Genomic DNA, 19,739 nt, shown 5'->3' on the forward strand with positions numbered 1-19,739 from the left:
CAGAGGATCGGGGCCGTCGTTCCGGCCCCGATCCGCCAAGTTTACTGTTCAAGCCACACGTTGGAAACGCGGGTGTTGTAGAATGGCTTGTAGTTCTCGACATTGCTGCGAATGCCCTGCGTGCTGGGCAGTATGCCGAAGGGGATGACCATAACCGTCTCCAGCGCTATGCGTTGCGCTTCGGCGAAAGCGGCCTGGCGTTCCTCGAGCGTCTGTCCATTCTCGACAATCTCGAACTGGGCGTTGAAGTCGGGATTGCCGGTATTGTCCTTGGGCTTGTGAACATTGTTGGGGTCGGCCAGATTGCGCAAAGTGGTGGGTCCGCCCTGCGCGACCACGGTGATCCAGCCGGTGTAGAAGAAGTTCCAACCCTCGGTTTCCTGTTCGCTGGTCGCCAGCGCGGTCGGCCAGTCCAGCACCCGCAACTCCGAGTTCATGCCGGCGGCCTTGAGCTGTTCGTTCATGACGACCGAAGTGTTGTACATGAACGGGAACTGCTGGTTGGTCAGAAGGATGATCGGCTCACCGTCATAGCCGCCCTCCTCGAGCAATTGCCGTGCCCGCTCCGGATCGGCCTGGTTGTACCATTCGGTCCCTGCTTCGGAAAAATAGGCCTGTCCCGGGAACTGCAGCGCCCCGTTGAGCTTGTAGGCGCCGTCGGTGGCCGCATCCATGATCTCTTCCATGTCCATGGCGGCAACCATGGCCTGGCGGACCTTCTCGTTGTCCGTGGGCGGGAAGGAGAAATTGGGGTAGCCGATGTTCAGGCCCCAGTTCTCGAGCCGGACGAGTTCGACCCCCTCGGTTTCGGCGAGCCGCTCCTGCGAGATGGTCGGCACGTCTTCGACGATGTGCGCTTCTCCCGTCTCAAGTGCCGCCATGCGCGCGCCGGACTCGGTCAGCATCCGAAAGCGCACCGTGTCGACACAGGCCTGCTTGCGGCCGGCAAAGCCACTCACGCCATCGAGCGTATTGTTGGGCTGATAGTCCTCATAGCGCTCCAGAAGCACGTGGCTGTCGGGCACGAACTCGACGAATGAGAACGGTCCCGTGCCGATGATGTCGACCTGATTGGCCGGCTTGCCGGCCTCCTCTTCGGGCATGATGACGATGGGCACCGTGTAGGATGACAGGTTCTCGATGAAGGTCGGCTGCGGCTCTGACAGGGTGATGACGAAGGTGGAGTCGTCCGGCGTCTCCCAGCCGGCGACGATGTCGAGCACCGAACGATTGAAGCCGATGTCCTTGTAGCGCTGATAGGAAGCGGCGACGTCCGCCGAGGTCATCGGCTCGCCGTTGTGGAATTTGACGCCGTCGCGCAGCCTGAATGTGTAACTCAGTCCGTCCTCGGAGACCTCGATGCTCTCGGCAAGGTCCGGCACCGGGTTCATGTTCTCGTCGCGGATGACCAGGGTCTCGTAGACGTTCATGGCGACATTGCGGGTCGCCGAGGACGTGTTGGTCTGCTGGTCGAGCGAGGGGACACCGGCCTGCAGCCCGACGATCAGTTCGCCGCCGACATTTGGGCATTCGAACGGTTCGGCTAGCGCGGAAGTGGCGACAAGCAGCGCCCCGGCGGCGATCGATGAAGTCAGAATGGTCTTGGTCCGGTCGACTTTCATGGTGTGATCCTCCTCTGGAAAGTCTCGGGTTTCAGGCGGCAGTCTCCTAGGCCGTCACGGCTGCAATCCGCCGTGCCACCAGTGTTCGAACGGGTTGGAGTGGATGATCGCATCGATCGTGGCTTTGCTGACGCGCGGCAATGCGGTGCCTTGAAGCTGATCGTTGATGTTGCGCAGGCCGTCGAGCGACTCCTGAACGCCGGCGAACGGGAAGTCGGTTCCCCAGAAGATCTTTTCGCGCTCGGTGATGCGGTATTCCTGCGCTATAATGAGCGCGTTCCAGTATTGCCAAGGCCGGTAGCACAGCGCCGAAATCTCGCAATAGACGTTCGTGCGCTTGCGCGCGATTACCACGCATTCCGCCATCCACGGATGCGCCATGTGCGCCATGATCATCTTCAGATCGGGATGGCGCGCTGCGATTGTGTCGACGTCGTCGGGGCGGCCGAGCGCGTTCGGCGCGTTCTCGGCGAAGGTCGTGCCCATATGCATGGTGAGCGGCAGGTTTTTGGCGACGCAATAGCGGTAGACCGGCTCCATGCGCTCATCGAGCAGCGACACGCCGCTGTAGATTGGGCCGAACTTGACGCCCTTCAGGCCCAGCCCTTCAATGGCGTGCGTGAGAAGCTCCATCGTGTCGGGCCGGCGCGGGTCGATGGCGGCGAATCCCACGAACTTGTCAGGATATCTGGCGACCGCGGCCGCGGTCACCTCGTCATTGCCGTCGATGCCGGCGCTGTCGGCGTAGCGCGGGCTGAACAGGATCGCCTTGTCGACGCCTTCCATGGCCGAATGGATCGTATCTGCATCGGCTGCGGGATTGACGCTGCCGGGCCGCGAATAGGCGGTACCGCTGGCGAACAGGTCATTGACCTGGTGGCGGTCGTAGACGTTGACGTGGCAGTCGACGATCATCGCGCTTGCTCCACCCTGCCCCTTAGAGCACGCCGAATTCGTCATAGACATCGGCGAGCAGGCGTCCGTCGAGCAGCGCCTTGCGCGTGGAGTTCTCGCGCGCCAGCTTGTCCCGGCCGGCCTCGAGTACCTCGTTCTCGATTTGCCTGGGGATCACCGCGCAGCCATCGGCATCGCCGAATATGATGTCGCCGGGATGGACCAACACGCCGCCGCATTCGACCGGAACGTCGATCTCGATCACCTTGCCCCGGCCGGCGCTGTCGAGCGGCGCTATCCCGGCGGCAAAGACCGGAAACCCCATCTGGCGAATGTCCTTGATGTCGCGGACCATGCCGTCCATCAGCGCGCCGGTTGCTCCGCGCATGGTGGCGGCCGTGCTCAAGAGGCCGCCCCAGGGCGCGATCCGGCCGGTCGCACCGCAGGAAGCCACCGCGACGTCGCCGGGCTTTAGATCGTCGACGAGCCTGATTTCCAGTTCGTAGTGGTTCTCGTCGGGGCGCGGTGGCGCATAGACATCGGCATAGAGCATGGTGCGCGCACGCCCGACCAATATGCGGGTGTCGTCGAGCGGACGAATATGCGGCGGCATGGTCTGCCTGGTCTGGCCGAGATCGTCGAGCACGTCCGAAATCAGGGCGCAAAAGAAGGTCTCGCCGATCTCCGCCACCAGCGGATCGTGTTTGCCGTCGGGGGAGCGCGCCGCCAGTGTTTCGCTCATCGAATCCCCATTTCCAATGACTTTAACCTTAAAGTAAGGTGGCACAGCCTTCCATGTCCGTCAACCGGCAATCCATCTGTATAGCGGAAAGCGTACCGCCGAGCCTCGATGGCCCTGCGATCAGGCCGATTGACCGGGCACGAAGGATACGGGCAAGACGATGTCACGCGTCGAAAAGGCGCCGGTCTCGATGGTCCGCAAAAGTTCAGCGCCGGCACGGTATCCCATCGCGTAGGCGTCCGAACGCACCGTTACCAGGCTAGGGACGGCATAGGCAGCGAAATCGAAGCTGTTGAAACCGGTCACGCGCAGATCGTCGGGCACCTTAATGCCGCGCTGCGCCAGCAGCTTGAGCGCGGCCATGGCCATGCGGTCATTGCCGCCGACAATGGCGTCGGGCAGGCCCTCGGCGTCGATGGCTTCGGCAACGGCGGCCTGGGTGGCGGCAAGGGACTCATCACCACAAGCGACGATCGTCAGGCTGGCGCCATGGCGATCGCAAACATTCTGCGTTCCGCGGATGCGTTCCGACATGGCAGGCCATCGCTCGGCCGGCCGCAGGAACATCATCCTGCGGGCGCCCTGCGCAACAAGGTACTCGGCGATCTGACTGGCACCGCGATGATCGTCTTGGCGGACGGTGCAAACGTCCGCATGGTCGTAGGCCTCCTGAACAAGGACGAGCGGCACGCGAAGATTGATCAGCCGCTCGATCAGTGCACGGCGCCGGTCCCGGGGGCCCGAGAGGATCGCGCACACGCCGTCGGTCCTGAGCTGCGCCAGAAGCGGGGCGTCGAGCATGTTGTCCGAACGCACGCCCTGCAGGACCACGCTGTAGTCGTTTTCGGTGGCGACGTTGGAAAGACCCGCCACGACCTGTGTGGTAAACGGGTCGTTGAGGAACTGTGGCACGTCGTCCAGAACCAACATGCCCAGCGCATTGGTCCGCTGCGACCGCAACTGCCGGGCCGCCGCGTGCGGGCGGTAGCCCAATTGCTCGATGGCGGCGCGCACACGCTCGCGCGTCTTGGCGCCGACCTGGCTGTCCCGGCCATTGAGCACGTTGGAGACGGTCATCGGTGTGACACCGGCGACAAGGGCGACGTCCTTTAGCGTCAACGTGCCGCGCCGTTGTGCTTTGTTAACGGTCTCGGACTTTGTCACGAAAACTCCCGGAGGCTGGGCGGACGGTCCTGCGAACGGCTCGGATTGCGTTCGAGAACCCTCGGGCGCGGTCGAGCCAGCCTGGCCGCGCCGCCAGGTTGAACGTGATTACACCGCGCGCGCGCGCGCAGGCAAGCGGCAACACCTGCGGCCGCGCCGACCGGCCGGCAAGTTGGCGCCCGATCGAGGCGCGGCACGTCCCGGAACTGCTGACGGACGGTGCGCGCGCCCTATGCTATGGCGCCAAGGCCGATGCAAAAAAGGCAAGGCAAGCCAAGGCGGTGAGGAAGGCGGGCGCGCCGCGCGCCAGCGGAAAGGACAGGGTCTTGATGGAGCAGGCAGATCGGCAGCCCCGCGTCGCGGTGATCGGGGCCGGCATGGCCGGGCTTGCCGCGGCCCGGCGGCTGCGCCAGGCGGGCGTGGCCTGCACGGTGTTCGAAAAGAGCCGCGGCGTGTCCGGGCGCATGGCAACGCGGCGCGCCGACGGTTCGACCTTCGATCACGGCGCCCAGTATTTCACCGTGCGCGGACCGCGCTTTGCCGCACTGGTGCGCGAACTGGAAGCTGCGGGCGCGGTCGCGCAATGGTTCGAGGGCGGCTTCGTCGGCCAGCCCACGATGAGCGCGGTCGGCAAGGCGCTCGCCGGGTCCACGCCGGTTGTCACGGAGCGAAGGGTAACGGGCCTGAACCGTCATCCTTCCGGCTGGTCGCTCCGGTTCGACAGCGGGCCGTCGCAACGGCCGGGCGGCGACAGCTTCGACGCGGTCGTGCTGGCGGTCCCGGCGCCGCAGGCAGGCGACCTGCTGCAAGGCGCCGGCATTGGCGTGGCCGGGCTGTCGGAGGTGACCTACGCGCCGTGCTGGGCGCTCATGCTCGCTTTTGACGAGCCGCCCGATCTCGGCGCGGACCGGTTGACATGCGATGACGGACCGATTGCCTGGGTGGCGCGCGAGGCCAGCAAGCCCGGCCGGCGGCCGGACGCTGGGACCTGCATCGTGCACGCCGCGCCGGACTGGTCGCGCGTTCATCTGGAATGGCGCGCCGAAGCGGTCGCCGAGGCGCTTCATGCCGCCTTCAGCGCGCGTTTCGGCGTGAGCAGGCAGCCACGGTTCATCGCCGCCCATCGCTGGCGCCACGCCCGGGTCGAGCGCCCGTTCGGCGCGCCCTGCCATTGGGATCGCGCGGCCGGTATCGGTCTTTGCGGCGACTGGTGCATCGGCGCGCGGGTGGAAGCGGCGTTCGACAGCGGCGAGGCGGTCGCAACCGCATTGATCGGGTCCATGGCGCCGGGGTGAACCTTGCCGGCGACCGCGGCCGCGCGGCAGGTGCTCAGCGGCGCAGGGCGGCCAGGGCACGCTCGAGATCCTGGCGCGTATCGATGTCGACGAGGATCTGCGGCGGCGCGGCGATGACGGCCTCGGCCGGCAGCGCGGCAAGCAGCGCGCGGGCGCCATGATCGCCGCGGAGCGCGGCAAGGGCCGGAAAGACCGGCTGCGGAAAGCAGGCCGGCGGACAGCGGCGCCTGCCGTCCGATGCGGCCGAGGGCCGGTCGGTGGTGCACCTGTCGAGCACCGCGGTCAGCAGATCCGTGGTGACCAGCGGCATGTCGGCGAGCGCGATCAGAAGCCGGTCCGCGCCGAGCGCCCGTGCGCGGTCGACACCCAGGGCGAGGCTCGACGCCTGATCGCGCGGCCCGCCGCGCGGCGACAGGACCTCGAATCCCCCGAACAGGGCCGCAACCGCCGGCTCGGCGGTGACCACCGCACGATGCGCCAGCCGGACACCGCCCATCGCCCGGGCGACATGCGCCGCCACGGGCGGCCCGTCCAGAGGCGCGAGCAGCTTGTTGGCGCCGCCGAAGCGGGTGGAGCGGCCGGCCGCCAGCACCAGGCCGAAGGCGGTCACCGAGCCGTCTTCCCGGGCAGCGCGCCTGGCGTCGCGCCCGGCGCGGGCGGACCGCGGTGGCGCGGCGGGTCCGGCATGGTGCCCGACCTGTCGCGATCGGCCCGGTGCGCCATCACCGAAGCGCGGCGATCACCGCGTCGGTGCCGGTGACCAGCGAGACGTTCTGCAGCGCGTAGTTGATCGAGGCGTTGTGCCAGTCCGCGTTCATGGTCGAACAGCCATCCTCGGGGATGACCATCACATAACCCTTGTCGGCGCCGGTGCGCGCGGTGTGCTCGATCGACATGTTGGTCCAGGCGCCGGTCTGGATGATCATGTCGCGCCCCTCCGCCTTCAGGATCGTCTCCAGCTCGGTGCCCTCCCAGGCCGACATGCGCATCTTCTCGACGACATGATCGCTCTCTCGCGGCTCGAGCCCGGCGACGGCGGCCGCGCCCCAGGAGCCGCGCCTGAGCGCGTTGTTGTCGATCACGCCCTCGAACAGCGGCGCGTTCAGCGTCAGGCCGCGCGCGTCGGGCGGGACGACGAAATGCACATGGATCACGGGTACGCCAAGTTGGCGGCAGCGTTCGGCCAGCCTTGCAATGTTGGCAATCGCGTTCTGCTCGCGGCAATGGACCGGCGAGCCCGAATCGGCGAATGCGCCCCCTTCCATGACGACATCGTTCTGCATGTCCTGGATGATCAGCGCGCAGCGCGATGCGTCGAGCCGCAGGGCCTCGTCCGCCCCGTTCGCGGACACGGTGGCCGGTTGCACGGCCGTTGCGCCGCGCGCGCGCATGAAAGGCTCGTTGCGCGGACCGACCTTGACCTTGACCGAATAGACGCTGGTCGATGCGCACACATAGAGCGTGCGCCAGTCCTCGCCGCCCCAGTGCAGGTTGGCCGGCAGTTCGGGAATGGAGACCTTGCCGATCAGCTTGCCGGACCGGTCGTAGACCCAAAGCCCGCCTGGCGCGGTGCACCAGACATTGCCCTGGGCGTCGCATTTCATCCCGTCGGGCACGCCCGGCAGCAGCGAATCCTTGATGCCCGAGGCGAAGATGCGGCCATTGGCAAGGCGGTCGCCCGCAACGTCGTAGACGCGGATATTCGCCTGCTCGGTGTCGTTGACGTAAAGAAGCGATTCGTCGGGCGAAAAGCATAGGCCGTTGGGCATGGTGAACAGGTAGCGGTCGACCACGAGCTGCGGCTCGTCGCCCGGCCGGTGCCCCGGCGGCAGGCGGAACACGCCCTGCCAGCCCAGTTCGCGCGGGCGCTCGATGCCGAACCCATCCATGCGCCCGTACCAGGGGTCGGTGAACCAGATCGAACCGTCCGACTTGACGCAGATGTCGTTGGGCGAGTTGAGTTCGCGCCCTTCATAGTGACTGGCCAGCACCTCGCGCCGCCCGTCCGGCGAAAAGCGGGTGACCGAAGAGGTCGAATGCTCGCAGACCAGCAGGTTGAGATCGGCGTCATAGGTCATGCCGTTGCCCTTGTGCGAGGGCCGCATCACCTCGCGCACGCCGGCGCGGTCGAGCCGGCGCCTGACATCGCCGGGCATGTCCGAGAACAGCAAGTATTGGTCGACCGGGTGCCAAATCGGCCCCTCGGTGAAGTCAAAGCCCGAGCCCGCCTGGATGACGGGCGCGTGCTCGTCGATCAGCCGGCGGAACGCCGGATCGAGCGCCTCATGCGCCATGGTGGCCTCCTCCCTGAGCTGCCCGCAAGCAATGGCCTATGCGGGGAACCAGTTGCGCCGCGGCACCGACTGGCTGACCGGGCCGGGGATGGCCATGTCGAGCCGGCCGACGACCTGCCCGTTCTCCACGAGCGCCGGCTTGTCGTGGATCGGCAGCAGATATTTCGCGCCCGAATACATCAGCTTGCGCACCGCCCCCTTTTCGGCGCGCTTGGAGCCGCCATGATTGCCCGTGACCTGATATTCCTCCGGGCCGAAGGAGCGTTGCGGCGCGATGATCTGGTCGTTGAAGTCATAGATGACATCGCCGCAGATCGTCGCGCGCCCGTCCGCGGTCTCGACATGGACGTTCATCGAGCCTTCGGTGTGGGCGCCGGCCGCTTCGAGATGCACGCCAGGCATCAGTTCGACCGGCCCGGAGATCTCCAGATCCTCGAGGCGCAGCGCACCGGGCGTGTGCAGCCGTTCGACCAGATGGATGATGTCGGGCTTGGGGTATTGCGGGTGCATCAGCCCGGAGACCGAATATTCGAGCTCGCGCCGATTGATGACCACCGTCGTGTTCATCGGAAAATGGTCGTCCTTGCCGGCATGGTCGATATGCAAATGGGTGTGCAGGACGTAACGCACATCCGAGAGCTTGACCCCGTGATTGGCAAGCTGCCGCTCGATCATGTTCTCGTGGAACTGCAGCCCGCGCATGCCCAGCGTTTCCATGATCGCGTTGTCGCGATAGCCGGTGTCGACGACGATCGGATATTGCCCGCCCAGGATCAGAAAGCCGTAGACGGGCACGCGCCGCGTGCGCCCGCAGTCGCGCCCGAGCACGAGAAAGCTCGATTCGAGCTCGATATCGCCATAATCGAGCAGCCTGATTTCCAGTGCCATGGGTTTCCTCCCTCCCTTTCAATCGAGCCGGTAGACCCGGCAAGCCGTGTCGTGAAAGATCGCATTGCGGGCCCCGGCGTCGAGCGCTTCGACCGCCTTGCGATGCGCGCCGAGCAAGGTCGCATAGTCGGTCCAGAGCTTTTCGATGGGAAAGTTCGAGCCCCACAGGCAGCGCTCGGGCCCGAACAGGGCGACCGTCTGGTCGGTCAGCCAGGCAATGTGCTCGCCATCGCAGCGATGAATGAAGGTGCCGAAGCCGGAGAGCTTGGCGACGACATTGCGCCGCGCGGCCAGGCTTGCCATCCGCGCGCGCCAATGGGCACGGCCGGCCTGGCTCCCATCCTCCAGCATGCCGGCGTGCTGGAGCACGAAAGTCACGTCTGGAACGGCATCGGCGAGTTCGCACGCCCCGTCCATCTGCCCGGCAAAAACCTGCAGGTCGAACGACCAGCCATGATCGGCGAGCGCGGCGATGTTGCGCCGAACCGTGCCGTCGCGGCACAGATCGGGCGATGATGCAAAGCGGTACAGTTCGTTCTCATGCCAGTGAAACTGCTGGCGAATGCCGCGCACCAGCGGCCATTGGGCGAGCGCATCGAGCGCCGGGCGCACATCGTCGACCGTCATGTCGGCATAGGCGACGATGGCGTGCGGCCAGCCCGTCTCCCCGGCCAGCGAACTGACCCAGGCGACCTCGTCCCCGGCGCGCTCGGGCGGCCAGTTGGCCTGCACATAGACGGCGCGGGAGACATCTGTGGCTTCGATGTCGCCCAGATATTCCGATATCGGATAGTCACGCCGGATCGGCTCGTAGGGCCCGAAGATGCGCGGCTGCATCGGCCCTTCAAGCCAGGGCAGATCGGACCGCCGCCAGACGTGGAAATGGGCGTCGACAACGCTCACGGCCGCGCTCCCTTGGAGAAGCTCAGCACTTCACGGGCGATCGCCTGCGCGGTCGAGCCGTCGCCGAGGCGGTCGATCATCGGTATGATGGCGGCCATGGCTTCCGTTTCGGGCCGGTAGTGCGGATCGGTGGCAAGCGGCGACAGCCACAGCACCGACCAGGCCAGCCCGCGCAGCCTGGCCATCGCGGACGCGAGCGCCTCGGGGCCGCCGCGCTCGAGCCCGTCGGAGACGATGACGACCAGCGCGCCGCGCGCGAACGCGGCAAAACGCGGCACCGACAGGAACACCGCGAGCGCCTCGCCGAGCCGTGTACCGCCGTCCCAGTCGGCGACCAGGCCCGAGGCGCGCGTGAGCGCCTGCTCGCGATTGCGGTGGCGCAGGGCGCGCGTCACCCGCGTCAGCCGGGTGCCGAGCGTGAAGGCCTCCACGCGCTCGCCGGCCTGCACCAGCGTATGGGCGAGGCGCAGGCTGCCGTCGGTGCCGGCCTTCATCGAGCCCGACACATCGATCAGGATGAGCACCCGGCGCTGCCGGTCGCGGCGCGTACGGGTGGGCAGGGCGATCACCTCGCCGTCGCGGCGGGCCATGTCGCGGAAGGCGCGGCGCGCGTCCGACAGCCGGCCCGGGCCGCTTTTCGTGCGGCGCGAGGTGCGGCGCGGCAGTGCCTTGGGCGCGGCGCGGGCCAGGGCACGCAGCGCTGCGTCCTCGTCGCCCGCCGCAAGGGTCCGCCGCATCAGCCGCTCGGTCGCCGTCGCCTCGGCGCCGGAGGGTTCGTCCTCGTCGGGCTGGGGCGTCAGGTCGAATTCGCCGGCGTCATAGGCGCCGGGCAGATCCTCCGGCTCGCCGATGGCGGGCGCGGCAAGGCTGCGGCCAAGGAAGACGGCGTCGAACACCGCGTCGAACTGATCGCGCCGCTCGGGGGACGGACCGAACACCGCATGGGCGGCGCGGCGCACATCGTGCAGCGAGCGCGGACCCAGCAGCCCGACCGAGGCCAGGAAGGTCTCGGTCTGCTCTGGCGCGGCGGCGAAGCCGGCCGCCCGCAGGGCGCCCGCGAAATCGAGAAAGGGCGTCGCGGCCCTTGGCAGCGCAGGCGCGCTCACGAGGCGATCCTTTCGAGCATGGCGTCGAGCTGCGGCGCCACATAGGACAGATCGTCCTGGTCCTTGAGCGCGACGCCGATGGCTCGGGCAAAGGCACGCGGCCACGGCACGCCCTGGTCGTGCAGGATCGTCGCGGCCTCGGCCCATTCGACGGTCTCGGCGACGCCCGGCGGCTTGGCGAGCGGCTCGGCCCGCAACTGACCGACCGCCGCGACCACCTTGCCGGCGGTGTCCTGGGCGACCGATGAGGCACGCATCATCACGATCTGGGCTTCCAGCGCTGGATCGGGATAGTCGATCCAGTGATAGACGCAGCGCCGGCGCAGCGCCTCGTGCAGCTCGCGCGTGCGGTTCGAGGTCAGGATGACGACCGGCGGCTCGGCGGCGCGGATCGTGCCGCGCTCGGGGATCGACAGGGTGAAGTCGGACAGGAACTCAAGCAGGAACGCCTCGAATTCGTGGTCGGCGCGGTCGATCTCGTCGATCAGCAGCACGCGCTCGCGCGGGCGCTCGAGCGCCAGCAGCACCGGCCGGGCGATCAGATATTCGTCCGCATAAAGATTGACGTATTCGTCGCCCGCCTGCCGGATGGCCAGCATCTGGCGCGGGAAGTTCCACTCATACATCGCCGCCGCGCTGTCGATGCCCTCATAGCATTGCAGGCGTACCAGTTCACGCCCCAGGATCGAGGCGATGGCCTTGGCCGCCTCGGTCTTGCCGACGCCGGGGGCGCCTTCAAGCAGCAGCGGCTTGCGCAGCGACAGCGCCAGGAAGGCCGCCGTCGCCAGCCCTTCGGAAGCGATGTATTGCGCGTCGCGCAGGGCGCGTGCGAGCGGGTCGGGCCCGTCAAGACCGGCTGGCAGTTGCCGGACGGCCATCAGAGCGCCTGCCGCGGCCTTGCGCCGCCATTGGCCCGGATGCCGCGCAACACCTTTTCGGGCGTGACCGGCAGTTCGTCGATGCGCACGCCGACCGCGTCATAGACCGCGTTGACCACGGCCGGCAGCACCGGATTGGCACACATCTCGCCCGGCCCCTTGCCGCCATAGGGGCCGTCCTCGGCCGGCCGTTCCAGCACCGAGATATGATGCGGGGCGAGATCGCCGGGTCCGGGCATGAGGTAATGATTGAAATCGACCGGACCGTGATCGCGGGCCGGATAGTAGGGCTCGGTCGTCTCCCAGGCGGCATGGCTCATGCCCATCCAGGCGCCGCCGCGCAATTGCTGCTCCACCAGCCCCGGATTGAGCGCGCGGCCGACCTCGTAGGCCGACTGCATGTCGGTGACGGCGACCTCGCCGGTCTCGTCGTCGACCTCGACCTCGACCAGCATGGCGGCATGGGCGAAGGTGGAGACCGGCGTCATCTCGCCGGTTTCAGGATCGACCTCGGACAGCGGAATGAGGAAGATCCCCCGCCCGGCGATGGTGCGCCCCTGCTTGAACTGGGCGGCCTGGGCGGCGGCCATCGTGGTGATCGAGCGCGAAGGCGCGCCGCGCACATGGATGTTGCCCCGACCGTCGGTGACCAGATCGCCCGGATCGACCTCCAGTTCCTCGGCGGCCGCCTCGAGCATCACCGAACGCGCTTCCTGCGCCGCCATGATGACGGCGTTGCCCATGCGATGCGTGCCGCGGCTGGCGAACGAGCCCATGTCGTGCGGACCGGTGTCGCTGTCGGCGGTGTCGACATAGACGTCGTCGATCGGAATGCCCAGGGTCTCGGCGGCGATCTGGCGGGTGACCGACTTCATGCCCTGGCCCAGATCGATGGCCGAAAGGGCGACGGTGAACTTGCCGTCGGGGTTGGAATGGACCAGCGCCTGGGAGGGATCGCCGCCCAGATTCATGCCGATCGGATAGTTGATCGCCGCAAAGCCGCGGCCCCTGTGCACGGCCATCACCGCCTCCTGAAGCCGGAAATGGAGGAAAAGCGCATGGCGCCCGAGCGCCGGGGCCGGTCCTTGCTGGCGGCCGGTCGCTCCGGTGCCGGTGGCGGGGCGCCCGATTGCGCGGGTTCGCGTGGCGGCGCCGGCGTGCCCTGCGATACGGGCGCGGGCTGGCTTGATCGCGATGGGGGCCGGGCCGGCTGCGGCGCCGTCGGCACGCCGGCCGGCGCCGGCGCGGGGGCTCCACCCTTTTGCGCGTAGGAGCCGGAGGAAAAGCCCTCGACGCGGCCATGTTCGTCGGTGGCGGTGCGGGCCGGCAGCCGCGCGCGTTCGCCGCCGCCGCCGGTGAGCGAGGAGGCCGCCCGCGATTCGGGCTTGATCGTCACGCCGGCCTTTTCGGCGACCACCTGGCAGCACTCGATGAAGGCGCAGTTCTTGGCAAGGCGCCGATGCGCCTTCATGTCGCCGTCGCGATAGGCATTGAGAATGCGCAGGTCGACCGGGTTCATCCGAACCGTTTCAGCGACCTTGTCCATATGCGCCTCGATGGCGAAGTCGACGCCCGTGATGCCGAAGCCGCGCATCGCCGTCGCCGGCGTGCGGTTGGTGTAGACGCAATGAACGTCCGCATGAACATTGGGGATCGTGTAGGGGCCGGGCAGATGTCCGACCGCCTTGATGATGGCGTAGGAGGACAGGCGCGTATAGGCGCCGGCGTCGAAATAGCCGGTGAACTTGCGCGCCACGATGCGCCCGTCATCCATCACGCCGTCGGTCAGGTACCAGCGCTCGGCGCCGCGTGGGGCGCCGACCTGCATCTCCTCCTCGCGGTCCCACATCGACTTGCACGGCCGGCCGGTGAGCATGGCGCCCAGGATCGCAAGCGGCTCATGGATCGAATCCACCTTGCCGCCGAAGCCGCCGCCCACCGTGCCGCCGACGAAATGCAGCCGCGAGGACGGCGTGGCGAGCACCTTGGCCGCCGTGCCCAGCGAGAAGAACAGGGCCTGCGTGGAGGTGTAGCAGACCCAGCGCCCGTTCTGCTCGGGCGCGGCGATCGCCCCGCAGGTCTCGATCGGCGCCTGCTCGATCGGCGACATCTGGTAGCGCCCCTCGACCACGTGATCGGCCGATGCGAGCGCCGCCTCGACATCGCCATAGCGCAGCTTCTGGTGATTGTACTTGCCGTGATAGACGAACAGATTGCCCGGATAGGTCTCGCAGACGGTCGGCGCGCCCGGCGCAAGCGCCTCCTCGACATCGAGCACATGGGCCAGCGGCTCCCAGTCGACGCGCACCGCCTTGACGGCCGCGCGCGCCTGCGCCTCGGTCTGCGCGATCACCGCCGCCACCGGCTCGCCGCGATAGGCGACCTTTGTGTCCGACAGGACGGGCTCGTCGTCGAGGCCGAAATCGAGCAGCGAGAGCAGCGTGTTCAGGTTCTGCGGCACGTCCTTGCCGGTGAGAATGCGCACCACGCCCGGCATGCGCTCGGCCTGGGACGTGTCGATCCGGCGGATGCGTGCGTGATGGTGCGGCGAGCGCACATAGCGCATGTGCAGCAGGCCGTCGAACAGATGGTCGTCGTAAAAGGGCGAGCGTCCGGTGACATGGCCCTCGATGTCCTGGCGCCTGGTGCGCTTGCCGATCTCGTTGAGGTTCTCCTCGCGCTCGTCGGCGAACAGTTCCTTGCGCAGTTCGAAACCGCCGGTCACGGCATTCATGGCCTGGTCCTTTCTTCGGCGACCGCCTCGATCGCGGCGATGATCGGCTCGTATCCGGTGCAGCGGCACAGATTGCCCGAGATCGCCTCGACGATCTCCGCCCGGGTCGGGCGCGGATTGCGGTCCAGAAGGGCGCGCGCCGACACCAGCATGCCCGGCGTGCAATAGCCGCACTGGGCGGCGAAATTCTCCATGAAGGCGTCCTGGAGCGGATCGAGACGCGCGCCGTCCGCAAGGCCGGCCGCCGTGCCGACGGCGCGGCCATCGGCGGCTTCGGCCAGCACCAGACAGGACAAATGCGTTTGGCCATCGATCGTCACCGTGCAGGCGCCGCAGGTGCCCTGGCCGCAGCCATATTTGGGCGACAGGTCGCCCAGCCCGCGGCGCAGGAAGTCCAGAAGGTTCTGGCCGGGCTCGGCGAAGCCGGCCCGCTCGGTCCCGTTGAGCGTGACGGTCACGGGCTTTTTCGCCATCACCGGCCCTCCATGGATTGCAACAGACGCTTCAGATGCACGCCGGCGACCGCGGTCCGGTACCAGGACGAGGCGAGCGGATCGGTCGGCGGTTCGAGCCCCTTGGCGGCGATCTGCGCGGCGCGGTCGATATCGCCATGATCGACAGACTGGCCCTCGAGCACGCGCTCGACGGCCGCCCCGCGCAGCGGGCGCGGCCCCATCGCGCCCCAGGCCAGACGCGCTCCGCGCACGCGCCCGCCCTCGCGCGGCAGATTCGCCGCGATCGACATGATCGAGGCGCCCTTGGGCCGGACGCGGCTGACCTTCCTGAAAGCAAAGGCGCCGGGGCGCGGGCGCGGCACCTCGACCGAAGCGATGAGTCCGGAAGGCCGGTCGCGCTCGCGCAGCACGTCCTCGATCGGCCGGGCGCTGCTGCCGTCGGCCATCGCCACGCGCGCGCCCAGTGCGAGCAGCGCGACGGCGAAATCGCCATAGGGGTGCGGGGCGAAGATGTTGCCGCCGACGGTGCCCATGTTGCGCACCTGCGGGCCGCCGATCTGGCGCGCGACGTCATGGAGGAAGTCGAGATCGCGTTCGGCCAGGATCTGCGCCATGGTCACGCCCGCGCCCAGCGTAAGGGTGTCGCCCATGGCGCGGATCTGCGTCAGGGCGGGGTCGGTCGTGCGCACCAGCCGCGCGGGGGCATCGCCCGCATTGACCGCACGCATCATCACCGTGCCGCCGCCCAGATAGGCCGCCCCGGCGCCCATTGCGCGCGCCGCTTCGGCCAGTGTCGGAAAGGTCTCCACTTCGATCATGCGGCCAGCCCCATATGCGCGCGGATCGCATCGAACCCGCCCTGATAGATCGTCTCGGCGACCATGTCGTGCAGTTCGCGCTGCCGGCCGGCCGGCGTGTCGAACCGGCTTTCCCAGTGCCAGAACGTCATGTCGCCATCGGTTACCGGCACCAGCCGGACATGGGCGACATAGTTCAGCAGCGGCACCGGCGTGTCGAGCAGGCAGTAGGAGAACGCCATGTCGACGTCGGACAGCGTCAGCAGCTGCTCGCGCAGTTCCGATCCGTCCTGAAGGTGAAAGCGGCGCACGCAGCCGACCTTGTCCGAAGGATGGCCGCGCTCGATCGCGCTGTCGCCGACGACCGGGTGCCACTGGTCGTGGCCGTTGAAATCGCGCAGCACCTCCCACACCGCTTCGACCGGCGCGTCCAGAACGGTGCTCTTGACAACCTTGACCACGGCGCGCCCCTCAGATCGCCAATTGCCGCTTGAGGGCCGAAAAGCCGGCCTGGAAGACATCGTTGCCGATGCCGGTCACCAGGCCCTCCTCCTCGGCCTCGTCGCATTCGAACTCGGCCGACCATTCGGCAAAGCAGCGGTCGCCGTCGGTGATGGGCGTCAGGCGCAGCGTGGCGATGTAGTCGGTCAGCGGCATCGGGCTTTCCAGGATCGAATAGGTGCAGAACATGTCGTAATCCGACAGGCCGAGCAGCTTCTCGCGGATGCGGTCGCCGTTCTGCAGATGAAAATCGCGCACGCAGCCGACCTTGTCGGCCGGCTCGCCATTCTCGATCCGGCTGTCGCGGATCGCCGGATGCCAGCGCGGCAGCCCGTTGAAGTCGCGCACGCGCTCCCACACGCGGGCCGCCGGCGCGTCGATCACCGAGGAGATGTAGACCCGCGCCATCTACTTCTTGCTCCCCGAGCCGGCCTTGCCGGTGCCCGACGCGCGAGCGCGCGAGGACCGGCCCGAACCGGCCGAACCCGAGCCCGAACCTGCGCCGGAACCGCCCGAACCCAAGCCCGAACCGCCCGAACCGGAATCCGAGCCGACGCGCTTGGTCGCCTCGTTGGCCACGCGCTGCATGTCGGAGGCCTCGCGCATCAGCCCGCCCTGCCGGGCCAGATTGCTGCCCTCGATGCCGATATCGGCGAGCAGGCTGTCGATCAGCGGCGCCTGGACCCGGTAACGCAGGGCCGAGTTGATCACCTCGTCGGTGGGCGAGCCGGAATGGCCGTCGCCGCCGACCCCGTTGCCGTTGCCGCCGGTGATCCCGTCGAGCTGCATGATCCGGATATCCTGGATCTTCTCGAGCGGCTTGACCGAGGCCGACACGATGCCTTCGACATGTTCGAGCAGCTTGCGCCGGAACAGCGAGGCACGCGCCGGATCGGTGAGCACGTTCTCGGCCTCGTTGATGAGCCGCTGGGCCTCGGCCTCGACCGCGGTGCGCAGCTTTTCGGCCTCGGCCATGTGCTTGGCCTCGGCGGCCGCCTTTTCGGCCATCAGAACGTCGATCGACTTGCGCCGGTTGGCGGCCTCGGTCTCGCGGACCGTGGCGACCTTCTCCTCGGCCTCGGCGGCACGGGCGCGGGCGGACTCGGCCTCGGCACGCGCGGCGCTTTCCTCGAGCGACTTCTGATAGAGCGCGATGGCCTTGTCCATCTGCACGGTCTCGACCGTCTTCTCGCGCTCGACCTCGAGCCGCCGCCGTTCGGTCTCGTGTCCGATGCGGATCTCGTCGAGGCCGCGTTCGGTGGCAACGCGCGCCCGCTCGATCTCCTCCTGACTTGCGATCTCGGCCTCGCGCAGCGCCTGCACGCGGGCGATCTCGAGCTGTTCGAGCGCCCGGCGGCGCTCCAGCCTGGCCGCTTCGAGCGCCTGCTCGCGGCCCACATCGGCGGTCTCGACGTCGCGCTGCGCGGCGATCTCGGCCTGGCGGACGCTGGCTTCGGCGGCGGCACGCTCGGTCTTCTTGCCGGCCAGCGCCACGATGCGTGCCTCGTCGGCCTCCTCGACCACGCGCTTGCGCTCGATGTCGCTGACCTCGCGCTTGCGCTGGCTGGCGATGCGCTCTGTCTCGAGCGCAAGCTCGGTGGCAACGCGCTTCTTCTCCACGCTCTCGCGGCGGGCGATATCGGCCGCTTCGAGCTCTTCCTCGCGCTCGATCTCGCGGGCGCGGACCGCCTGCTCGGCGGCGATGCGCTCGGCCTCGACGGTCCGCTTTTGCGCGATGCGGGCCTGTTCGATCGCCTCGTCGGCGGCGATGCGAGCGGCATCGACCGCCTGGTTGCGGGCGATCTCGCGGCCCTGGGTATCCTCGTCGGCAGCGATGCGCGTCGCCGCGATCTGCTTTTCGCGGGCGATGCGCGCCGCTTCCGTGGCCTCGGAGGCGGCGATCTCGGCAGCCTCGACCGCCTGCTGGCGCTCGATCTCCAGCTCCCGCACCCGCCGGTCCTCGGCGATGCGGGCCTCGGAGACTTCCGCCGCCTGCAGGATGCGCAGCCGTTCGACCGTCTCGCGCGCGGTGATCTCGGCCTCGTCCAGCGCCTTCTGGCGGGCGATCTCGCGCTGCCTGATGTCCTCTTCGCCCTTGATGCGGGTCTGGGCGAGGGCAAGGTCCTGGGCCATGCGGCGCTTCTCGCTGGCCTCGTTGGCCTCGATCTCGGCCTGGCGGATGGCCTTCTGGCGCTCGATTTCCAGCGCCTGGGTCTCGCGCTCCCTGGCGATCCGCTCGGCGTCGACCGCCTTGTCCTTGGCAATGCGCTCGGACTCGACGGCCTGCTCCTGGGCGATGCGGGCGCGCTCGGTGGCCTCGCGCGCGGCGATCTGGTCGGCCTCGATCTCGCGCTGGCGGGCGATCTCGAGCGCCTGGGTCTCCTTCTCGTTGGCGATGCGCGCGTCGTTGACGGCACGCTCCTGCTTGATGCGCGCGGTCTCGGTGGCCTGGCGCGCCGAAATCTCCTCGGCCTCGATCTCCTTCTGGCGGGCGATCTCGCGGGCGCGGATCTCGCGTTCGGAGGCGATGCGCGCCTCGGCGATGGCCCGTTCATTGGCGATGCGCGCCTTCTCGATCGCCTCGCGGGCGGTGATCTGCGCGCTCTCGGCCTCGGTGTCGCGCTCGGCGCGTTCGCGGGCCAGTTCGGCGCGCTGTTGCGCCCGGTGGAACTCGACCTCGCGCTCCTGGGCCAGCCGCGCCGACTCGCTTTCGCGCTCGATGTCGAGAGCCTGCTTTTCCGCCTCCAGATTGCGCGCGCGGATCTGGATCATCGAATCCTGCTCGATGTCGTTGCGCAGCTTGCGGCGCGTCTCGATGTCCTTGATCAGCGCGGTCAGACCCTCGGCGTCGAAGCGATTGGATGGGTTGAAGAATTCGAGCGCGGTCTGGTCGATGTCGATGATGGCGACCGATTCCAGCTCGAGCCCGTTCTTTTCAAGGTCCTCCTGGGCGAGCTGCTTGACCCGCTCGACATAGGCGTGCCGGTTCTCGTGGATCTCGCCCATCGCCATCTCGGCGGCGACCGCGCGCATGGCGCTTTCGAACTTGCCGGCGAGCAGGCCGTGCAGGTTCTCCGCTTCCAGCGTGCGCCGGCCGAGCGTGGCGGCGGCCATCGACACCGCCTGGCGCGTCTGACGCACCCGGACATAGAATTCGGCCTCCACATCGACGCGCATCCGGTCCTTGGTGATCAGCGCGGAGTCGCGGGTCCGGCTCACCGCCAGGGGAAGCGTGTTCATGTTGACCGGCGTTATGTCGTGGATGATCGGCCAGACGAAGGCGCCGCCATCGATCACCACCTTCTCGCCGAGGAAGCCGGTGCGCACGAACGCCACCTCCTTGGTCGAGCGGCGGTAGAGCCATTGCATCACCCAGTAGACGATCGCGATGACGATCACCGCCGCGATCAGCCACAGGATCAACTGCCCGATGATCTGTCCGGTCATTGTCTCCTCCCCTCGGCCC

General features: G+C 68.0%; 18 protein-coding genes. 1 reads left to right on the forward strand and 17 read right to left on the reverse strand.

The annotated features are described in order from the left end of the window. Positions 1-41: 41 nt before the first annotated feature. The 4 genes from RBB34_RS09830 to RBB34_RS09845 form a co-directional block, all read right to left on the reverse strand. Positions 42-1,622, reverse strand: a complete 1,581-nt coding sequence (locus RBB34_RS09830; RefSeq protein WP_306119042.1) for an ABC transporter substrate-binding protein — start codon at positions 1,620-1,622, stop codon at positions 42-44. A gap of 54 nt (positions 1,623-1,676) precedes the next feature. Beyond that, positions 1,677-2,537, reverse strand: coding sequence for an amidohydrolase family protein (locus RBB34_RS09835; protein ID WP_306119043.1), 861 nt, complete (start codon positions 2,535-2,537; stop codon positions 1,677-1,679). A 22-nt stretch (positions 2,538-2,559) separates the two neighbouring features. Further along, positions 2,560-3,258 (reverse strand): RraA family protein, encoded by a 699-nt coding sequence (locus RBB34_RS09840; RefSeq protein WP_306119044.1) that lies wholly within the window; start codon positions 3,256-3,258, stop codon positions 2,560-2,562. Positions 3,259-3,378: 120 nt separating this feature from the next. Beyond that, positions 3,379-4,422 carry a LacI family DNA-binding transcriptional regulator gene (locus RBB34_RS09845; protein ID WP_306119045.1) on the reverse strand — a complete coding sequence of 348 codons (1,044 nt, stop codon included), beginning with the start codon at positions 4,420-4,422 and terminating at the stop codon, positions 3,379-3,381. A gap of 329 nt (positions 4,423-4,751) precedes the next feature. On the opposite strand from RBB34_RS09845, the gene RBB34_RS09850 reads away from it, so the two are divergent. Beyond that, positions 4,752-5,717, forward strand: coding sequence for an FAD-dependent oxidoreductase (locus RBB34_RS09850; RefSeq protein ID WP_306119046.1), 966 nt, complete (start codon positions 4,752-4,754; stop codon positions 5,715-5,717). A gap of 34 nt (positions 5,718-5,751) precedes the next feature. Here RBB34_RS09850 and RBB34_RS09855 read toward each other — a convergent pair whose 3' ends face one another. From RBB34_RS09855 to RBB34_RS09915, 13 genes are all read right to left on the reverse strand, one after another. After that, positions 5,752-6,327 (reverse strand): NTP transferase domain-containing protein, encoded by a 576-nt coding sequence (locus RBB34_RS09855; RefSeq protein WP_306119047.1) that lies wholly within the window; start codon positions 6,325-6,327, stop codon positions 5,752-5,754. A 112-nt stretch (positions 6,328-6,439) separates the two neighbouring features. Then, entirely contained in the window at positions 6,440-8,011 is a 1,572-nt protein-coding gene (locus tag RBB34_RS09860) for an isochorismatase family protein (protein ID WP_306119048.1), read from the reverse strand. 36 nt (positions 8,012-8,047) lie between these two features. Beyond that, positions 8,048-8,899: an N-acyl homoserine lactonase family protein gene (locus tag RBB34_RS09865; RefSeq protein WP_306119049.1), complete on the reverse strand. Its 852-nt coding sequence runs from the start codon at positions 8,897-8,899 to the stop codon at positions 8,048-8,050. Positions 8,900-8,917: 18 nt separating this feature from the next. After that, the gene (locus RBB34_RS09870) at positions 8,918-9,802 is read right to left on the reverse strand and encodes an amidohydrolase family protein (protein ID WP_306119050.1); all 885 of its coding nucleotides are present in this window, start codon (positions 9,800-9,802) and stop codon (positions 8,918-8,920) included. Next, on the reverse strand, positions 9,799-10,908 hold the full coding sequence (locus RBB34_RS09875) for a VWA domain-containing protein (RefSeq protein ID WP_306119051.1): 1,110 nt from the start codon (positions 10,906-10,908) through the stop codon (positions 9,799-9,801). Before RBB34_RS09875 ends, RBB34_RS09870 begins: the two co-directional genes overlap by 4 nt. Beyond that, on the reverse strand, positions 10,905-11,786 hold the full coding sequence (locus tag RBB34_RS09880; RefSeq protein WP_306119052.1) for a MoxR family ATPase: 882 nt from the start codon (positions 11,784-11,786) through the stop codon (positions 10,905-10,907). Before RBB34_RS09880 ends, RBB34_RS09875 begins: the two co-directional genes overlap by 4 nt. Then, positions 11,786-12,808 (reverse strand): molybdopterin cofactor-binding domain-containing protein, encoded by a 1,023-nt coding sequence (locus RBB34_RS09885; RefSeq protein ID WP_306119053.1) that lies wholly within the window; start codon positions 12,806-12,808, stop codon positions 11,786-11,788. The genes RBB34_RS09880 and RBB34_RS09885 overlap by 1 nt, the downstream gene beginning before the upstream one ends. Then, positions 12,808-14,520 carry a molybdopterin cofactor-binding domain-containing protein gene (locus RBB34_RS09890; protein ID WP_306119054.1) on the reverse strand — a complete coding sequence of 571 codons (1,713 nt, stop codon included), beginning with the start codon at positions 14,518-14,520 and terminating at the stop codon, positions 12,808-12,810. The genes RBB34_RS09885 and RBB34_RS09890 overlap by 1 nt, the downstream gene beginning before the upstream one ends. Then, the gene (locus RBB34_RS09895) at positions 14,517-14,993 is read right to left on the reverse strand and encodes a (2Fe-2S)-binding protein (protein ID WP_306119055.1); all 477 of its coding nucleotides are present in this window, start codon (positions 14,991-14,993) and stop codon (positions 14,517-14,519) included. The genes RBB34_RS09890 and RBB34_RS09895 overlap by 4 nt, the downstream gene beginning before the upstream one ends. After that, entirely contained in the window at positions 14,993-15,793 is an 801-nt protein-coding gene (locus tag RBB34_RS09900) for an FAD binding domain-containing protein (protein WP_306119056.1), read from the reverse strand. The genes RBB34_RS09895 and RBB34_RS09900 overlap by 1 nt, the downstream gene beginning before the upstream one ends. Then, the gene (locus tag RBB34_RS09905; protein WP_306119057.1) at positions 15,790-16,233 is read right to left on the reverse strand and encodes an SRPBCC family protein; all 444 of its coding nucleotides are present in this window, start codon (positions 16,231-16,233) and stop codon (positions 15,790-15,792) included. Before RBB34_RS09905 ends, RBB34_RS09900 begins: the two co-directional genes overlap by 4 nt. A 10-nt stretch (positions 16,234-16,243) precedes the next feature. Then, the gene (locus RBB34_RS09910; protein ID WP_306119058.1) at positions 16,244-16,681 is read right to left on the reverse strand and encodes an SRPBCC family protein; all 438 of its coding nucleotides are present in this window, start codon (positions 16,679-16,681) and stop codon (positions 16,244-16,246) included. Then, on the reverse strand, positions 16,682-19,720 hold the full coding sequence (locus tag RBB34_RS09915) for a flotillin family protein (protein ID WP_306119059.1): 3,039 nt from the start codon (positions 19,718-19,720) through the stop codon (positions 16,682-16,684). Positions 19,721-19,739: the final 19 nt, after the last annotated feature.

Source organism: Roseitalea sp. MMSF_3546, from assembly GCF_030732865.1.
Lineage (GTDB): Bacteria > Pseudomonadota > Alphaproteobacteria > Rhizobiales > Rhizobiaceae > Roseitalea.